15 protein-coding genes and 1 tRNA gene are annotated in these 15,921 nt (G+C 61.0%); 12 read left to right on the forward strand and 4 right to left on the reverse strand.

Annotation, left to right across the window (positions count from 1 at the left end; all coding sequences use genetic code 11):
* Nucleotides 1-49: 49 nt before the first annotated feature.
* From KF827_RS12855 to KF827_RS12865, 3 genes are all read left to right on the forward strand, one after another.
* The gene (locus tag KF827_RS12855; protein WP_291006054.1) at nt 50-700 is read left to right on the forward strand and encodes an extensin family protein; all 651 of its coding nucleotides are present in this window, start codon (nt 50-52) and stop codon (nt 698-700) included.
* A gap of 64 nt (nt 701-764) precedes the next feature.
* Complete coding sequence (locus KF827_RS12860; protein WP_291006057.1) at nt 765-2,084, forward strand: hypothetical protein; 1,320 nt, start codon at nt 765-767, stop codon at nt 2,082-2,084.
* A gap of 114 nt (nt 2,085-2,198) precedes the next feature.
* Nucleotides 2,199-2,828, forward strand: a complete 630-nt coding sequence (locus KF827_RS12865) for a hypothetical protein (RefSeq protein ID WP_291006060.1) — start codon at nt 2,199-2,201, stop codon at nt 2,826-2,828.
* A gap of 12 nt (nt 2,829-2,840) precedes the next feature.
* Here KF827_RS12865 and KF827_RS12870 read toward each other — a convergent pair whose 3' ends face one another.
* From KF827_RS12870 to KF827_RS12885, 4 genes are all read right to left on the reverse strand, one after another.
* Entirely contained in the window at nt 2,841-4,124 is a 1,284-nt protein-coding gene (locus KF827_RS12870; RefSeq protein WP_291006062.1) for a peptidoglycan-binding protein, read from the reverse strand.
* Between the two features lie 63 nt (nt 4,125-4,187).
* Complete coding sequence (locus tag KF827_RS12875) at nt 4,188-4,349, reverse strand: hypothetical protein (protein WP_291006065.1); 162 nt, start codon at nt 4,347-4,349, stop codon at nt 4,188-4,190.
* 185 nt (nt 4,350-4,534) lie between these two features.
* Nucleotides 4,535-4,966, reverse strand: a complete 432-nt coding sequence (locus KF827_RS12880) for a DUF3293 domain-containing protein (RefSeq protein WP_291006067.1) — start codon at nt 4,964-4,966, stop codon at nt 4,535-4,537.
* The gene (locus KF827_RS12885) at nt 4,963-5,700 is read right to left on the reverse strand and encodes a lipid-binding SYLF domain-containing protein (RefSeq protein ID WP_291006070.1); all 738 of its coding nucleotides are present in this window, start codon (nt 5,698-5,700) and stop codon (nt 4,963-4,965) included. The genes KF827_RS12880 and KF827_RS12885 overlap by 4 nt, the downstream gene beginning before the upstream one ends.
* A gap of 155 nt (nt 5,701-5,855) precedes the next feature.
* Between KF827_RS12885 and KF827_RS12890 the strand changes: the two genes are divergently transcribed.
* The 9 genes from KF827_RS12890 to KF827_RS12930 all read left to right on the forward strand — a co-directional run bounded on the left by KF827_RS12890 (nt 5,856) and on the right by KF827_RS12930 (nt 15,819).
* Complete coding sequence (locus KF827_RS12890; RefSeq protein ID WP_291006073.1) at nt 5,856-6,134, forward strand: exodeoxyribonuclease VII small subunit; 279 nt, start codon at nt 5,856-5,858, stop codon at nt 6,132-6,134.
* Nucleotides 6,135-6,142: 8 nt separating this feature from the next.
* Nucleotides 6,143-7,048, forward strand: a complete 906-nt coding sequence (locus tag KF827_RS12895; RefSeq protein WP_291006076.1) for a polyprenyl synthetase family protein — start codon at nt 6,143-6,145, stop codon at nt 7,046-7,048.
* 12 nt (nt 7,049-7,060) lie between these two features.
* Entirely contained in the window at nt 7,061-8,983 is a 1,923-nt protein-coding gene (dxs, locus tag KF827_RS12900) for a 1-deoxy-D-xylulose-5-phosphate synthase (RefSeq protein ID WP_291006081.1), read from the forward strand.
* A gap of 9 nt (nt 8,984-8,992) precedes the next feature.
* On the forward strand, nt 8,993-10,348 hold the full coding sequence (locus tag KF827_RS12905; protein ID WP_291006084.1) for an MATE family efflux transporter: 1,356 nt from the start codon (nt 8,993-8,995) through the stop codon (nt 10,346-10,348).
* Nucleotides 10,345-11,100 carry a TlyA family RNA methyltransferase gene (locus KF827_RS12910; RefSeq protein ID WP_291006087.1) on the forward strand — a complete coding sequence of 252 codons (756 nt, stop codon included), beginning with the start codon at nt 10,345-10,347 and terminating at the stop codon, nt 11,098-11,100. The genes KF827_RS12905 and KF827_RS12910 overlap by 4 nt, the downstream gene beginning before the upstream one ends.
* Complete coding sequence (locus KF827_RS12915; protein WP_291006089.1) at nt 11,093-12,388, forward strand: methyltransferase; 1,296 nt, start codon at nt 11,093-11,095, stop codon at nt 12,386-12,388. Before KF827_RS12910 ends, KF827_RS12915 begins: the two co-directional genes overlap by 8 nt.
* An 84-nt stretch (nt 12,389-12,472) precedes the next feature.
* Nucleotides 12,473-12,546: transfer RNA gene (locus KF827_RS12920), tRNA-Gln, on the forward strand.
* A 91-nt stretch (nt 12,547-12,637) separates the two neighbouring features.
* Nucleotides 12,638-14,410: a site-specific integrase gene (locus KF827_RS12925; RefSeq protein ID WP_291006092.1), complete on the forward strand. Its 1,773-nt coding sequence runs from the start codon at nt 12,638-12,640 to the stop codon at nt 14,408-14,410.
* A gap of 302 nt (nt 14,411-14,712) precedes the next feature.
* Complete coding sequence (locus KF827_RS12930; protein ID WP_291006095.1) at nt 14,713-15,819, forward strand: ATP-binding protein; 1,107 nt, start codon at nt 14,713-14,715, stop codon at nt 15,817-15,819.
* Nucleotides 15,820-15,921: the final 102 nt, after the last annotated feature.

Here is a 15,921-nt window from a genome sequence, read left to right on the forward strand (position 1 = left end):
GGTGTGGGGAATAGGAGGAGCGCACAGAATAGCCGCCCTGCTGCTGCTCATGCTGCTGGCTGCTTGCGCCAGCGCCCCGCCGCGCCCCAGTGCACCGCCGGCCGCCGCGCCGCCGGTTGCAGCCCCCGTGCCCAGCCCCACGCTGAAATACTGGCCCAACCGCGATGCCATTCAATCCGCCTGCCTGAACGACCTGGAAGCCATGGGGGCGCAATTTGAATTGATTGGTCAGGCCGAGCCGGGGCGCGGCGGCTGCACGCTGGAAAACGGCGTGCGGCTGCTGCGCATGAAAGCGGAATTGTCGCGGCCGGTGGAAATCACCTGCCCGCTGGCGCTGCGCCTGATGGAATTCGAGCGCGATGTGTTGCGGCCCGATGCCTTGCAGATGTTCGGCAAGGAGCTGCGCCGCATCAACCATGCCGGCGGTTTCGTGTGCAAGCGCATGACCGGCAATGGCGCGAGGGTCTCCGAACATGGCCATGGCCGTGCCATCGATATCTGGGGTTTCGCGCTGATGGACGAAACCCGGGTGAGTGTGGATCAGCATTGGCGCGATCGCGGCCCGCTGGGCGCTTATCTGCGCCAGGTGGCGCGCAAGGCCTGCGATTATTTCCAGGTGGTGCTGACGCCGAATTCCGATGCTGCCCATGCCAAACATCTGCATGTGGATATCGGGCCTTGGAAACGGTGTTCGATCTAGCTCTTTGATCCAACTATGTTCTTAAAATGTTGACTCGCTGATCCGCCGGTTTAGACTGGCCGGCATGACGCAAGCCTGGGAATCATCCTCGCTGCGCTGGCTCTATCTCGATCTCAACAGCTATTTCGCCAGCGTGGAGCAGCAAGTGCGGCCGCGCCTGCGCGGGCGGCCGATGGCCGTGGTGCCGGTGATGACCGACGCCACCTCGGCGATTGCCGCCAGCTATGAGGCCAAGGCTTTCGGCATCAAGACCGGTACGCCGATCTGGGAGGCCAAGCGGCTTTGCCCGGATATCGCACTAGTGCCGGCCCGGCATGATCTCTATGTCGATTATCATCACCGCATCCTGGATGAGATCGACAAATACATCCCGGTGAGCAAGATCGGTTCGATCGACGAGATGGCGTGCGAATTGATGGGCGACGAGCGCCTGCCGCAGAATGCCATTGCGATTGCCAAGCGGCTGAAGGCCGGCCTGAAGCGCAATGTGGGGGAATGCATCCTTTGCTCCATCGGCATCGCGCCGAATGCGTTTCTCGCCAAGGTGGCCAGCGATCTGAAAAAGCCCGATGGTCTTACCGTGCTGCATCTGGCCGATCTGCCGGGGCCGTTGCTGAGCCTCAAGCTGCGCGATCTGCCCGGCATCGGCGCCAATATGGAAAAGCGCCTGAACGATGCCGGCGTGACCGACATGCCGGGCCTGTGGAATCTGGGCGCGCGGGAGGCCCGCACCATCTGGGGCGGCATCGGCGGCGAACAGTTCTGGCGCGAATTGCGCGGCGAGCAGGTGCAGCGCGCCGAACATGGCCGCCATACCATCAGCCACAGCCATGTGCTGCCGCCGGAATTGCGCCCGGTCGATGCCGCCGAAGCGGTGGCGCGGCGTCTGGCGGCCAAAACCGTGGCGCGTGTGCGCCGCATTGGCCACAAGGCGCGACAACTGCATCTCAGCGTGCGTTTCGATGATGGTGGGCGCGAGAAATGGACCGGCGATTTCCGCCTCACCGAAACGCAGGACAGTTTCGTTGTGCTGCAAGCCGTGCAAACGCTGTGGGCCCGCATGCGCAAGGAGGCGGTGGGGCCGCTGCGGCGGCGCTTGCGCAAGGTGGGGGTGGTGCTGGGCGACCTTGTGCCCGAACAGGCCACGACAGCCGATCTGTTCGGCGGCGGATCGGGTTTCGAGCCGGAACCGGCCCGCGCCGCCGCCCGCGTGGATCTTGCCAAGGCGCTGGATGAGTTGAACAAGCGCTATGGCCGCGACACCGTGCATATCGGCCCCGCACCCGGCCAGGGTCAGGGCGATGAGGCGAAGGAAGCGGCGAAATTCATGGGTGCGAAAATCGCTTTCAACCGCATCCCGGAACGCGCGGAGTTCGATGAATAGGGGGCATTTGCGGGCTTGCGTGTTTCACGTGAAACACCTCTGCGCTTGCAGGCGACATGAAAGCGCCGCACTCTGGCGATATGGAAAGATCGGTTGATTGAGCGGGGAGATCACGTGCTGCGGCATATCGGGGTATGCGTTTTAGCGCTGGCTTTGCTCGCTGGTCCGGCCAAAGCAGCCGATGCTGATCTGCCGCCGCCCGATCCGGCGGATGCGATCTACACCATCACGCTGGAGGCGGATATCCCGAATACGGCGCGCTGCCTCGGCGATTTATCCACCCCGCTTTGCGCTTTGGAAACCTTTATCGCCTGCAAAGAAATACCCGATATGCGCCGCAATCCCATCTGCGGCCAGGTCGGCTACCAGCTGCCGCCTCCGCCCACCGGTGAGATCAGGGAATACTTGGATTCCCGGCCCGTGGATCCAACGATTTATCGCATAGCGATCTATTATCGGGTGCATGCCTCTCTATGGCCATCGCCCGCGATGGTGAAGGAGATACAGCACAGATTCTCGCACAGGCCTACTCCACCCTGGATATTGCCGGGCGATGGCATCGTTCTTGTGCAGCATGGCATGTGTGTCGTACCAGCCGAGAATGCATGCAAGCTGCGCGTGAAGGGATATACCATCTATGCCCTCTATAAAGCCGGAGGGGTGTGGCGGGTGCGTGGCCGGGATGTTGTTCCCGGTATACCGGCATTGCGTGAGGCTTTGATGCTGCCGAATTCCAGGATGTGATGCGGCAACGCGTTATGGGTAGAGCTCCTCGTATCGAAAATGGAGATTGCGGTTATTTTCGCCGGCTTCATGTTTCGTACCTTCAACCTTTTTATTTCTCTGGGCTTGTAGTTTTTCCAAAAAGCGTCCGATTTCGGCGTCATCTTTCAACAAGTTTCTCAAATCCTTCAAAGCTGCCGGCCCCAGCCGGCCATAAGCGTCTTTATAATAATCAGGAATGCTCAGTTCTTTTTCTATCATCCGATTCTTGATCGCATCGCGGATTATATCCGCGCCTCCATTCTTGCCGAAACGCACCACGGTGTCGGCAAGCGCGGCCGCCACATGCTTGTTGGGCAGGTCCTGCAAGACCTTGCCACCTTCCACCCGGCCGAATGCCTCATTCAGATAATAATGCGTCACGGCGGCATGCTGCGTGGGCGTCAGATCGGATGGGGTTTTCACATTGTCCAGGCCATCGATGGTGCCGGAAGCCTTCGCTTCGTCCAATATGCCTTGCAGAATGCCGCCATAAGCCGACGAGCTGGGATCTTTCTTCAGGCCACCCTCGTAGGCATGCGTCTGCATGATGGCGAATGCTTCATTCGCGGTGGCTTTCCGGTCTGGAACCTTCGGGTCTCTCGATCGAATGATCGATCCTTCGACAGCTTCTTCATAAGCATTCCATTCCGGTATGCGGTCGCTGAATTCTGCCTGCTTTTCAGCGGGCATGTTTTCTTCGGTACGCAGCAAGAAGCGGCCACTGATTCTGCCCCCCGGATAGCGGCTCCAATCGAAGTCTGGCAAGGGCTTTGAAGAAACGGGTTGGGGAGCGCTTTTTGTATTTGGAGCGGGGCTATCCTGCTGAGCCAATTGCACAGGCGTGGCGTCGTCTTCGCCAGCGCCGCCGGAAAGCGTTTCCGTATGGGGCTGCCCTTGCCGTGCGGCCTGCTGTTCGTAGAAATTGCGTTCGCGTTCATCCATCCTGTCCCATATGGTCCAGGTTTTCGGGTCGATGAGGTTGAGGCTGTAACCCTTCCAGCCAAGCTGTGGCTTCTGCTGTGGTTGCGGCTGCGGGCGGATGCCGGCCGGCTGATAGATTGTCTCGAAAGCCTTGATGGTCTCACCCTTGGGGCCGAGCCGGCCATCTTGCTTGAGGCCGTTTTCCTTCTGGAATTTCTCGATGGCTTCATGGTCGTAGATGCCAAGGAAGCCGGTGGGGCCATCGGTCTTGTCGGCGTCCAGCAGGCCTTCGCGGTGCAGCAGGCTTTGCACCTTGAATACGTCGCCGGGACGGTTCTTACCGTTCTTGCCCACGGTATCCTCCAGCGTGAAAGCGCCACCGGGGCCGAAGAGCGAATGCAGCGAAGCATCACCGCGCTAATCGGCGCGGGCGGCTTCAAGCTGGCCATTGAGGTCGGGTTCGTCCTCCTCCTGGTCCCAGAGATGCCGGTCCCGGCCCAGAGGATCGCGGATGGCTTCGGATTCAGACGGATTGGCTTTCATGCGGCGAGGGCCAAACAGGGAAGCGTAGGGAGACATTTCATATATCCTTGTGCTATAATTCCCCCTATGAGAGCATATAGGAACAAAATGTCAACAATAATATTCCTATATAATGCTATTTTGTTCCTTAATCATCCCGCCGAGAGGGAGAAAGATACGGCTTCAGCCGATCATCCCAGTGAATCGATCATCCCGGTGAATCGATCATCTCAGTGAATCGATCATCCCAGTGAACCGATCCCAGCGGTGAAGCAGCGCAGACGTGGGCGGCCATCGCGGCCGGCGACCAGGGCGGCATTCTGGCCCCAGCGGCGGCCGAGTGCGTCGAGCCGGGCCAGGCTGATATCGAGGATGGCGAAGCTGGATTCAGCCGGCCAGTTGCCGCGTTGCGCGGTACCGCTGGCATCGAAATGGCGCAGGCTTGCGGCCTGCAATTCAGCCGCCAGGGCTATATTGCGTTTGGCATTCTCGTGCTTGCTCAATGGATGGCTACGCGGATTGCAGGCGGTGAGGATGGCAACCCGCTGAGCCCCCTGGCGCCGCAACCAGGCGACCAAGGCCGGATTGCGGCGGTAGGGCATTAGGCTGAGATCAGCCGAGGGAATCAGGTAGTCGGTTGCCGCATAGGCACGCAGCAACCGGCGACTGATCATGCGCGCTGTTCGGCGGCCTGCAATGCGCTGATCAGGCCCTGGCTGCCGGGATTGTTGACCGCGTTGTTGTAGAGGATATCGCGCGGATGCGCCGAGCGGCCGTAATAGGCCTCGTTGCGGCTATGGCGCGCGGTGATCACCGCGCCTTCCAGCGATATGCCGGCGGCCAGGCCCTTGCTGCGGGCATAGGACAGGATGTCGGTGCCCAGATTGCTGGTGGTGGACGCCTCGATGCCCGCGCCCACCGGGCCGGCGGCCACAGAGGCATCGGCGCCCAGCTTGAATTCGTTGCGCAGGATGGCGTCCACCGCCTTTTCGGTGTTCAGCATGAAAATCACTTCCGAAACCTCGCCGCCGATCTGGAAACCGATCGAGCCGGCGGCCAGGGTGTAGATCGCCGGCTGGCTCCATACGCCGTTGTTGCGGGCCAGAAGCAGGCCGCTGCCGCCTTCGCCGCCGATGATGAAGCTGCCCTTGATCAATTGCGGGAAGATCATCACGCCGCGCGCATTGGGCAGACGGCGGCGCAGGTCGCCGAAATTGCTGTCGCCGGCAAAACCTTCCACGGTGATGCGGGCCTGATCGATCAGGCCCTGGTCGGTATTGGCCAGGGCGGCGCGCGGCAGCAGCGTAGCGGAAGCAGCCAGGGCAGGGGCGGCGAGCGCGGCCTGCAACAGGCTGCGACGGTTGATCCTGGGCCGATGAATGCTGGGCATCGAGGCGGTATTGCGCATGGCTTGGCCTTTCAATGTTTGGTCTCTAGAAATATACAAGATATGGAGGGCGCCGGCGAGGCTCTACACCAATTATGGGGTAACCCCGCCGGGTTGTCCGGGTATCAGCTAAGGCTTACAGTGTGGCCGAATTCGGCGCGGGAAAGGGCAATATCATGGCAGTGTCAGGCAAGGAAACGGCGGAAAATCAGTCCGAAATTCCAGCCGATATCCAGGCGCTGAGCTTTGAGGCAGCCCTGAAGGCGCTGGATGAAATCGTTGCCCGGTTGGAAAGCGGCCGGGTGGAGCTGGAAGAGTCCATTGCGCTCTATGCCCGCGGCGCCCTGCTGCGCCGGCATTGCGAAGCCAAGCTGCGCGCCGCAGAGGAAAAGATCGAAAAGATCGTAGTGGGCGCCGACGGCCAGCCCGCCACCCAGCCCTTCCAGAGCGAGTAAGCCTTGCCATGAGCCAACGTCTGGCGGCAGCCATGGCCGAGGCGGCGGAAAGCGTTGAGGCCGCTTTGCGGGATCTGCTTCCGCATCCGGCCGGCCATACCGCACGGCTGGACGATGCCTTGCTCTATGCCTGCCTGGGCGGTGGCAAAAGGCTGCGGCCGCTGCTGGTGCTGGCCGGCGCGGACCTGTTCGGCGTGCCGCGCGCGCAAAGCCTGCGGGCGGCGGCGGCCATCGAGATGCTGCATTGCTATTCGCTGGCCCATGACGATCTGCCCTGCATGGACAACGACGATCTGCGGCGCGGCCGGCCCACTCTGCACAAGGCGTTCGATGAAGCCACGGCCGTGCTGGCCGGCGATGGCTTGCAGGCGCAGGCCTTTGCCATCCTGGCCGATCCGGCCACCCATTCCGATGCCGCCATCCGCGTGGAACTGATTGCCGCGCTGGCACAGGCGGCTGGGCCGCGCGGCATGGTGGGCGGCCAGGCCATCGACCTGGAAGCGGAGCGTCTGGCGGAAGCCGGCAAACGCATGGACATGGCCGAAATCGCGCAATTGCAGGCCTTGAAAACCGGTGCGCTGATCGGCTTTTCCGCCGAGGCCGGCGCCATTCTTGGCGGCGCTCCGGAAACCGCGCGGACGGCTTTGCGCAGCTATGCCGCCGATCTGGGCCTGGCTTTCCAGATCGCCGACGACATCCTGGACCATGAAGGCGATGCCGCCCTGGTGGGCAAACGATTGGGCAAGGATGCCGCCGCCGGCAAGGCCACTTTCGTGGGTTTGCTGGGCCTGGATGGCGCCAAGGCGCGCGCGCAGGCGCTTTGTGCCTCGGCTCAGAGCCGTTTATCGCCGATTTCTGGCGATACGGGTGTTTTGCATGCCCTGGCGGAGTTTGTTATAACCCGCCGCTCGTGACAGAATGGCCCCATGATCAGTAACCGCACCCCTCTGCTGGATACCGTGCGCCTGCCCGCCGATATCCGTGGCTTCGATCTCGAGCAGCTTCGGCAGCTTGCCGACGAACTGCGCCGCGAAACCATCGACGCGGTATCGGTGACGGGTGGCCATCTGGGTGCCGGCCTGGGCGTGGTGGAACTCACCGTTGCCATCCATCATGTGTTCAACACGCCGCGCGACAAGCTGATCTGGGATGTGGGCCATCAGGCCTATCCGCACAAGATTCTCACCGGTCGGCGCGACCGTATCCGCACCCTTCGCCAGGGCGGCGGCCTGTCGGGCTTCACCCGCCGCAGCGAGAGCGAATACGATCCGTTCGGCGCCGCGCATTCCTCCACCTCGATTTCCGCCGGCCTGGGCATGGCGGTGGCGCGCGACCGCAAGGGCGACGACAATCAGGTGATCTGCGTGATCGGCGATGGCGCGATGTCGGCGGGCATGGCCTATGAAGCCATGAACAACGCCGGCTCGATGGATAGCCGCTTGCTGGTGATCCTGAACGACAATGACATGTCGATTGCGCCGCCCGTTGGTGCGATGAGCGCTTATCTCTCGCGGCTGCTTTCTTCGCGGCCGTATCTTTCGCTGCGCCAGTTGGCCAAGCAGCTTGGCCGCAAGATGCTGCCCAAGGGCCTGGCCGCCGCAGCCGAGAAGGCCGAGGAATATGCCCGTGGCATGGTGACCGGCGGCGGCACGCTGTTCGAGGAACTGGGCTTCTATTACATCGGCCCGGTGGATGGCCACAATCTGGATCATCTGGTGCCGGTGCTGAAGAATATCCGCGATAGCGGTCAGCCCGGTCCGGTGCTGCTGCATGTGGTGACGCAGAAGGGCAAGGGCTATGGCCCGGCGGAAGCCTCCGACGACAAATACCACGGCGTGGCGAAATTCGATGTTGTCACCGGCGCGCAGGCCAAGCCGAAGGCGGGGGCGCCCAGCTATACCAAGGTGTTCGCCGAAGCGCTGGTTGCCGAAGCCGAACGCGATGATCGCATCGTGGCGATTACCGCCGCGATGCCGTCTGGCACCGGACTGGATCTGTTTGCCAGGCGCTTTCCGGATCGCACATTCGATGTGGGCATCGCTGAACAGCATGCGGTGACATTCGCCGCCGGCATGGCCACCGAAGGCTTCAAGCCCTTTGCCGCGATCTATTCCACCTTCCTGCAACGCGCCTATGACCAGGTGGTGCACGACGTTGCGATCCAGAAACTGCCGGTACGTTTTGCCATCGACCGCGCCGGTTTGGTGGGGGCCGATGGCGCCACCCATGCCGGCAGTTTCGATATCGCCTATCTGGGCTGCCTGCCCGATATGGTGCTGATGGCGGCGGCCGACGAAGCCGAGCTGATGCATATGGTGGCAACTGCTGCGGCGATTGACGATCGCCCCAGCGCCTTCCGCTATCCGCGCGGCGAGGGCATGGGTGTGACGCTGCCGGCGCGCGGCGAAGTTTTGCCGATCGGCAAGGGCCGTGTGCTGCGCGAGGGCAATGCCATCGCCATTCTCAGCTTCGGCACCCGCCTGGCGGAATGCCTGAAGGCCGCCGACGAACTTGCCGCGCGCGGATTGCCCGCCACGGTGGCCGATGCACGTTTCTGCAAGCCGCTGGATACCGAACTGGTGCGGCAATTGGCACGCCATCATGAAGTGCTGCTTACCGTGGAAGAAGGCAGCATCGGCGGCTTCGGTTCGCATGTGCTGCATTTCTGCGCCCATGATGGCCTGCTGGATCATGGCTTGAAGGTTCGGCCGCTGGTACTGCCGGATGTGTTCATCGACCATGAAACGCCGCAGCGGCAATATGAACAGGCCGGCCTGACTGCCGCGCAGATCGCCGATGCCGCGATTTCGGCTCTCGGCCCGAAGGCCGGTATCGGCGCCCGCGCATAAGGACAGACAATGCAAATCCTGTCCGAAGCGAGGGCGACCGTCGTCCTGGCGTTGCCGATCATTGGCACGCAATTGGCGCAGATGGCCATTCACACCACCGATGTACTGCTGCTGGCGCGTTATTCCGAGGCCGCGCTGGGTGGCGCTGCTTTGGGCATGGCGCTGTTCTACATTCTGTGGGTGATGGCGCTGGGCCTGAGCATGGCCACGCCGGCCATGGCGGCGCAGGTGCTGGGTCGCGATGTTCAGGATCGCGTTGGCGTGCGCCATGCCGTGCATGACGGCTTGATCCTCACCGGCCTGTTCGGTTTGATCGCCATGGGCATTCTCTGGGCCAGCGGGCCGATTTTCCGTTTGTTTGGCCAGCCACAGCAATTGATCGAAATCGCCGTGCCCTTCCTGCAGGCGCTCAGCTTCAGCATGATCCCCACATTGTGGTTCGTAGTGCTGCGCAGCTTCATGGCTGCGTTGGAACGTCCGCGCGCCGCCATGGTGCTGATGGTGCTGGCTATAGCGCTGAATGCCGGCGTGAATATCGTGCTGGTTTTCGGCGGCCAGCTTTGGGGGATGCGCATTCCCGCCCTGGGCGCGGTGGGCGCGGGCATCGGTTCCAGCCTGGTGAATACGGTGATCCTGATTGCGCTGGGCTGGGTGCTGGCGCGCGATGCACAATTCCACAGCTATCAATTGCTGCGCGATTGGTGGCGCAGCAATGCCCTGCGGCTGAAAGCCTATCTGCGCATCGGCCTGCCGATTGCACTCACGCTCGGCGCCGAGGTGGGCCTGTTCTCGATCGCTGCGATGCTGATGGGCCGGCTTGGCACGGCGGAAGTGGCGGCGCATCAACTGGCCATGCAACTGGCTTCCATCGCCTTCATGGTGCCGATGGGCTTGAGCCAGGCTGCCACCGTGCGCGTTGGTTTGGCGGCCGGGGGCGGCGATGTGGCGGCGGCGGCACGGGCCGGTTGGGTGGCGGTGGTATTGTCGCTGATTTTCGCCTGCGCTTCGGCGCTCACACTTTGGCAATTCTCCGGCCACGCCATTGCGCTGTTCCTGCCCGATGGCACCAGCCCGGTTTTCGGCTTGGCGGTGGGGTTTCTGGCCTGGGCGGCGTTGTTCCAGTTGGTGGATGGCGTTCAAGCCACCGCCAATGGCGCCTTGCGCGGCCTGAAGGATACCGCCATTCCGATGCTGATGGCCGGCTTCGGCTATTGGATCGTGGGGCTTGGGGTGGCGATATGGTTTGGTTTTTTCACCCCGATGCGCGGCAATGGCATATGGCTGGGCCTGGCAACCGGCCTGGCCGTGGTGGCGTTGTTGCTGGTCTGGCGTTTTCAATACCGCATCCGTAAGCTTCAGGCATGAGCAAAGCCCCCAAAATCCGCCTGGATCAGGCGCTGGTGGAGCGCGGCCTGGCGGAAAGCCGCGCCAAGGCGCAGGCCGCGATCATGGCTGGCCTGGTATTCAGCGGCGAAAAGCGGTTGGACAAGCCAGGCCAGAGCGTGGCCGCCGATCTGGCGCTGGAATTGCGCGGCAAGCCGCATCCCTGGGTGAGCCGCGGCGGCATCAAGCTGAAACATGCCATCGATCATTTCGGGCTGGATGCCACGGGCCGCATCTGCATCGATGTGGGCGCGTCCACCGGCGGATTCACCGATGTTTTGCTGCAGCATGGCGCAGCGAAGGTTTATGCCGTGGATGTGGGCGAGGGGCAGCTCGATTGGCGCCTGCGCAACGATGATCGCGTGGTGGTGCTGGAAAAAACCAATGCACGCCATCTCTCATCAGAGCAAATCCCGGAGCCGGCGGATGCCATCGTGTGCGATGCCAGCTTCATCGGTTTGCAAACCGTGTTGCCGGCGGCGCTTGGCATGGCCAGGCCCGGTGCTTTTGCCGTGGCGCTGATCAAGCCGCAATTCGAAGTGGGGCGCGAGCGTGTGGGCAAGGGCGGCGTGGTGCGCGATGCCGCGCTGCATGAGGAAGTTTGCCAGCGCATCCATGCCTGGTGGAGCGCCTTGCCGGGCTGGCGCGTGATCGGCATCGAACCCAGCCCGATCCTGGGCCCCGAGGGCAACCGGGAATTTTTGATTGCGGCGGAGTATATGCGTGATGCGTGATTGCAGCGGTGTGATAACCCGTCTGGGCGGCCAAGGCGATGGGGTTTTCGATCTGCCCGATGGTACCCGCGCTTATGTGCCCTACACACTGCCCGGCGAACGGGTGAGTGCACGGTTGGGCAAGCCGCGTGGCGACGGTTTTGCCGCGCAATTGGTGGAAATCGAGACCGTATCGCCCGAGCGCATCGAAGCTGCTTGCCAGCATTTCATGGCCTGCGGCGGTTGCAGTTTGCAGCATTGGACGGAGGCGCCCTATCGCGCTTGGAAGCGCGACCGGCTGGTGCAGGCATTGGCGCGGCGGGATTTTCTCGACATCCAGGTGGATGACTTGCGCGTGGTGCCGCCGGGCAGCCGCCGGCGTATCGATCTCAATGTGCGGCGCATCGGCAAAACGGTCGTGATCGGCTATCACGAGGCCGGCAGCCATCGTCTGGTGGATATCACCGAATGCCGGGTGGCGCGGCCCGAATTGCTGATGCCGTTGCCGGCCTTGCGCGCGGCTTTGCAGCCGCTGCTGGGCGAGGGCAAGGGCATCGACCTCAAGCTGACCGCTATGGAGAACGGCCTCGATCTGCTGCTGGCCGGGCCGCTGCGGCTGGATGGGGCTGCGCGTTCGGCATTGGCGATGCTGGCCGCCGAACATAATATCCGCCGCCTCGCTTGGCGCGGCAGCCAGGAAAACGCGCCGCCGGAAATCCTGGCGCAGAGCGAAGCGCCGTATCTGCGTTTTGGCACTGTGCGGGTGACACCGGCACCAGGCGGCTTTCTGCAGGCGACGGCCGAGGCCGAGGCCATCATGGCCGAAATCCTGCTGGCGGAATTGCCCGCGAAAGGCGGCGCGGCTGTCGCCGATTTGTTTTCCGGCTGCGGCGCCTTCGGCCTGCGCATGGCCGAGGCCGGCCATCGCGTGCAGGCCTATGATGCCGACAAGCGGGCGATAGCGGCCCTCACTGCCGCCATCAACGCGCAAGGCTTGGCTGGCCGTATCCGAGCCGAGGCCCGTGATCTAGAGCGCCGCCCGCTGCTGGCCGGGGATTTCAAGGGACTGGATGCCTTGCTGCTGGATCCGCCGCGCGCCGGCGCCCGTGCCCAGGTGCAGGGCATCGTACAGGCCCAGGCCAAACAACGCCCAGGGCTGATCCTGATGGCAGCCTGCGACCCCAACAGCTTCGCCCGCGACGCGCGGCTGCTGGTGGATGGCGGCTATCAGCTGCAGAAACTGGTGCCGATCGACCAATTCCTGTGGAGCCCGCATCTGGAACTGGCCGCGGTTTTCCGCCTTTCCTGATCACGCCGGCAATACCTGCCGCAGCCGGGCCGGCAGGGGTTGAAAGCGCCCGCCAAACGGGCTATACCCCGCCCCGATCCCTGCTGGGGGATCGTCTAACGGTAGGACCCCAGACTCTGACTCTGGTTGTCTAGGTTCGAATCCTAGTCCCCCAGCCAAAACTTTCTAAGCCATTGTAAGCTAAGAAACCCTTATTTTCCAACACTTTCTTGTCTTCCGGCTGGTACACCAAGCTGGTACACTGAGGACATGAAAGATATGGGAAAAAGGCAGTTCATTCTGCGGCGGGGGAATACTCTGTATTACCGCCGCAAGTTCCCTGTTGCCGTGCAGAAAGTACTCGGTAGAAAGGAGTTCAAACGGACCCTTGGGACCGGCGACAACGTGGGAGCGGAACGCGCCATCATCGCCGCCAATATCGAATATGCCCGGCTGGTAGAGGAAGTCCTTAGACCGACCCGCGAGGGGCCGCGCAAGGCGGCGGCTTCTGCCGTGCCTGAATACCCAACACCGTATCCCAGGAAGCTGTCGGAACTGGCCGACCAAGAACTCTACGAGATTATCGAGCGATGGTATGCAGCTTCAATGCTGCAACTGCCTAGTTTGCCGGACACGCCGGAAGAACGGGCTGAAGCCCTTATGGCTGCGCGGCAGGATCACGCCGATCTTTCGCTTGGCGACTATCGCCAGTTAAGCGCAAGCATGATGCCGAGCGTTGATCGGCTTTTGATCCAGTCCGGGATTGTACCCGACAGAAAGAGCCCTCGATATTCAGATGTGCTTCATTTGGTGGCACGCGGATATGCAGCCCGAGCCGAGTTCGAGGCGGCCTATTTTGAAGGCAATAACGCGCCCACGCCAACAGACCGTTTCTTTGCCGCAATCGTGGCACAGGGCGCCCCTTTGTTGCCGCGCCGCCGCCATGAAGCGCAAAGAACCTTCGGGATGCTGCTGGACGAATACCTCCGGCACCGCGCGACTATGAACCTCGGTTCGAGAACCAAGCGGGATGAGCAATCCATTTCGCGGCTGCTGCGCGATCTGGTGGGCACCAATGCGAGGCTAACCGGAATGGATTTTCAGGTTTGCCAGGGTGCCAAGGAGCGTCTGATGCAGCTTCCGCCGAAATGCCGGGACAAATACCCGGATATGCCGCTAGCGGATATTCCAGCCCGCGCCCAGGCGGATGGCCTTGCGCCAATGTCGAAGAAGACCGCCAACAAGTATATCGACTTTATGAGCGCGGCTTTCGAGCATGGCAGATTGCGCCTGCGCTGGCTGAGCGAGAACCCGGCCCAGGGTCTGCGCTTCAAGCTCAAGAAGGCCGACACGGAAAAATACCGCCCTTTCACCATCGAACAGTTAAACAAGATTTTCTCCGCCCCGCTCTATACCGGCTGCGCCAACCCGGATCGAGGCTATGACAAGCCAGGGAATTGTATCCCTCGTGAGAGTGGCCGCTATTGGGTGCCGCTGATTGCCCTATTCACTGGGATGCGGCTGAACGAAATTTGTCAGCTAGACACGGCGGATATTGGTAAGGTCGATGGCGTGGATGTGATCCATGTCCGCGAGGAAAGCGAGACCGCCAAGCCGGGCGAAAACAACAAGCGGCTGAAGACGGAAGCCAGCCACCGCATTATTCCTGTCCACCCGGAACTGAAGAAGCTCGGGCTACTGCAATTGGTAGCAAAGCGCCAGAAGCGGAATGAGCGGAAATTGTTTCCCGATCTTCGGGTGGGCGGGGATCAATATTACTCCGACGCCTTCCAGAAGTGGTTTAGCCGTTTCCTTGGCAAGATCGGGGTGAAGGACCGGCGCGTTAGCTTTCATAGTTTCCGTCACACCTTCCGTGATGCCACTAGGAGGGCGAAGCTCGACGTTGAGATCGTCAATGCGCTTGCAGGTTGGAGTACTGCCTCTATGGCTGAGAGATATGGTCGGAGCAATCCCTTGAGCAAGCTTGCCCAAGCGATTGCAAAGCTTCGGTACAGCGAGGTTTTTTTACCGAAAATGGATTGAATTGAACCTTTGCAGATGAAAAAAGACCTGAGAAAATTTCTGGCAATTTTTAGTAGTATTTGGGAAGGTGGGGGTAGGCCTAGGGAAGTTCTTTGACTAACCGCTACACTATGGCGAGATCAAACAAGTGCAGATACCAGTATGCGCTAGTGCTTTGACGGATGGGGTCGAATATAGCCACCTCCTCCAATTCTCGGATGTACCCCCAGGTCAACTATTTCGCGTAGATCTGCGAAGTTGTCGAGCGAATGTATCGTGGAGAACTGATGTGGCTCGGCAGTCAAGATTTGGGCAGTGGGTAAATGAAACACCTTGATACGATCAGGCGAAAATGGCTGCTTACCCACGCCAAATTTGAAGCCGCGCGCCGCCTCAGTGAGAAACAGCGAAGAGCGGAGAGGAAGTTTAAAGAGCGGTTTGGACAGAGGCCGAAGCGGGTTTCGGGCGGGCGAAAACAAGAGCATCTGGTTGCCCCCGCTAACTTCAGCTTGGCAGGGAACTATGACGAGGTTATCGAGTTCTTTGAACACTTCCGCCTTGCCGCCTTGCAGGAAGGGCGGTCGGTTTATGTTGACCTGAATAAGATTGAGCACATCACTCCAGCGGCCACCTTGATGCTTGCTGCTGAACTGGATAGATGGCGGAGGTTGAAGAGGATACGCTTGCGTATCCGTGATAGGGATACGATGCAGCCATCTGTTCTCTGGTCGCTTGCGCAAGTTGGCTTCTTCAACATCTTAAGAGCGATGAATCTGCCGCGCCTAGACGGCGACGACGGAGAGCCGAGAATTATCAGATGTATATCGGGGAATAAGAGCGACCTTGAGGCGGCAAGTAAGATTTCTGAGGAACTGACCGATATTTCTGATGGGGAGTTGGCGGTCAGCGAACTAGAGTTGAACGATGCCATCGTTGAAGCAATGACCAACGCAGTACAGCACGCATATCCAGATGACATGGCATCGGGGACGGAGTGGCTTCAGGGTGAATGGTGGGTCAGCGGATCGTGGGTACCACAGGAGCGACGATTGAATGTGCTCATCTACGATCAGGGCGTTGGCATCCCAGCGACTTTGCCGCGTTCGGAAATGTGGGAAAAAGTACGTGGACGATTGGCTGGACTGCCACTTGTTGATGGCTTGTTCTCAGACCACGCCAAATTGATTGGAGCAGCAGTGGAGGAAGGGCGAACTTCTGTGAACACAGATGGGCGCGGGCTGGGCCTTGCCGAGATAGCTAACTTGGTCTTTGCTGACCCCAAAGGACGACTTAGAATATTAAGTGGCCACGGGGAGACCATCTTCCATTCTGGTCAATCTGTCCAATATCTTAACCATAGTAGGCCGCTGGGCGGGACACTAATCCAGATTTCGTTAACGCTCTCGCAACAATCCGGCGGTACGAGTTAGCTATGGAGACGGCAATGCTCATAAACGTTGCTAACCAGTTTTCGATTTTTCCGGCCGGTCGCTGATCCACCCCCACGAGGTGGTCCGGTAGGTATTTTAGTT

The sequence above is a fragment of the Ferrovibrio sp. genome, assembly GCF_019636075.1.
Lineage (GTDB): Bacteria > Pseudomonadota > Alphaproteobacteria > Ferrovibrionales > Ferrovibrionaceae > Ferrovibrio.

What these genes read in the sequence shown, in the direction of transcription:
- KF827_RS12880 (WP_291006067.1), bottom strand. Translation starts at nt 4,966, where the DNA reads ATGATCAGTCGCCGGTTGCTGCGTGCCTATGCGGCAACCGACTACCTG.
- KF827_RS12855 (WP_291006054.1), top strand. Translation starts at nt 50, where the DNA reads ATGCTGCTGGCTGCTTGCGCCAGCGCCCCGCCGCGCCCCAGTGCACCG.
- KF827_RS12930 (WP_291006095.1), top strand. Translation starts at nt 14,713, where the DNA reads ATGAAACACCTTGATACGATCAGGCGAAAATGGCTGCTTACCCACGCC.
- KF827_RS12860 (WP_291006057.1), top strand. Translation starts at nt 765, where the DNA reads ATGACGCAAGCCTGGGAATCATCCTCGCTGCGCTGGCTCTATCTCGAT.
- KF827_RS12875 (WP_291006065.1), bottom strand. Translation starts at nt 4,349, where the DNA reads ATGTCTCCCTACGCTTCCCTGTTTGGCCCTCGCCGCATGAAAGCCAAT.
- KF827_RS12915 (WP_291006089.1), top strand. Translation starts at nt 11,093, where the DNA reads ATGCGTGATTGCAGCGGTGTGATAACCCGTCTGGGCGGCCAAGGCGAT.
- KF827_RS12910 (WP_291006087.1), top strand. Translation starts at nt 10,345, where the DNA reads ATGAGCAAAGCCCCCAAAATCCGCCTGGATCAGGCGCTGGTGGAGCGC.
- KF827_RS12925 (WP_291006092.1), top strand. Translation starts at nt 12,638, where the DNA reads ATGAAAGATATGGGAAAAAGGCAGTTCATTCTGCGGCGGGGGAATACT.
- dxs (WP_291006081.1), top strand. Translation starts at nt 7,061, where the DNA reads ATGATCAGTAACCGCACCCCTCTGCTGGATACCGTGCGCCTGCCCGCC.
- KF827_RS12895 (WP_291006076.1), top strand. Translation starts at nt 6,143, where the DNA reads ATGAGCCAACGTCTGGCGGCAGCCATGGCCGAGGCGGCGGAAAGCGTT.
- KF827_RS12890 (WP_291006073.1), top strand. Translation starts at nt 5,856, where the DNA reads ATGGCAGTGTCAGGCAAGGAAACGGCGGAAAATCAGTCCGAAATTCCA.
- KF827_RS12885 (WP_291006070.1), bottom strand. Translation starts at nt 5,700, where the DNA reads ATGCGCAATACCGCCTCGATGCCCAGCATTCATCGGCCCAGGATCAAC.
- KF827_RS12905 (WP_291006084.1), top strand. Translation starts at nt 8,993, where the DNA reads ATGCAAATCCTGTCCGAAGCGAGGGCGACCGTCGTCCTGGCGTTGCCG.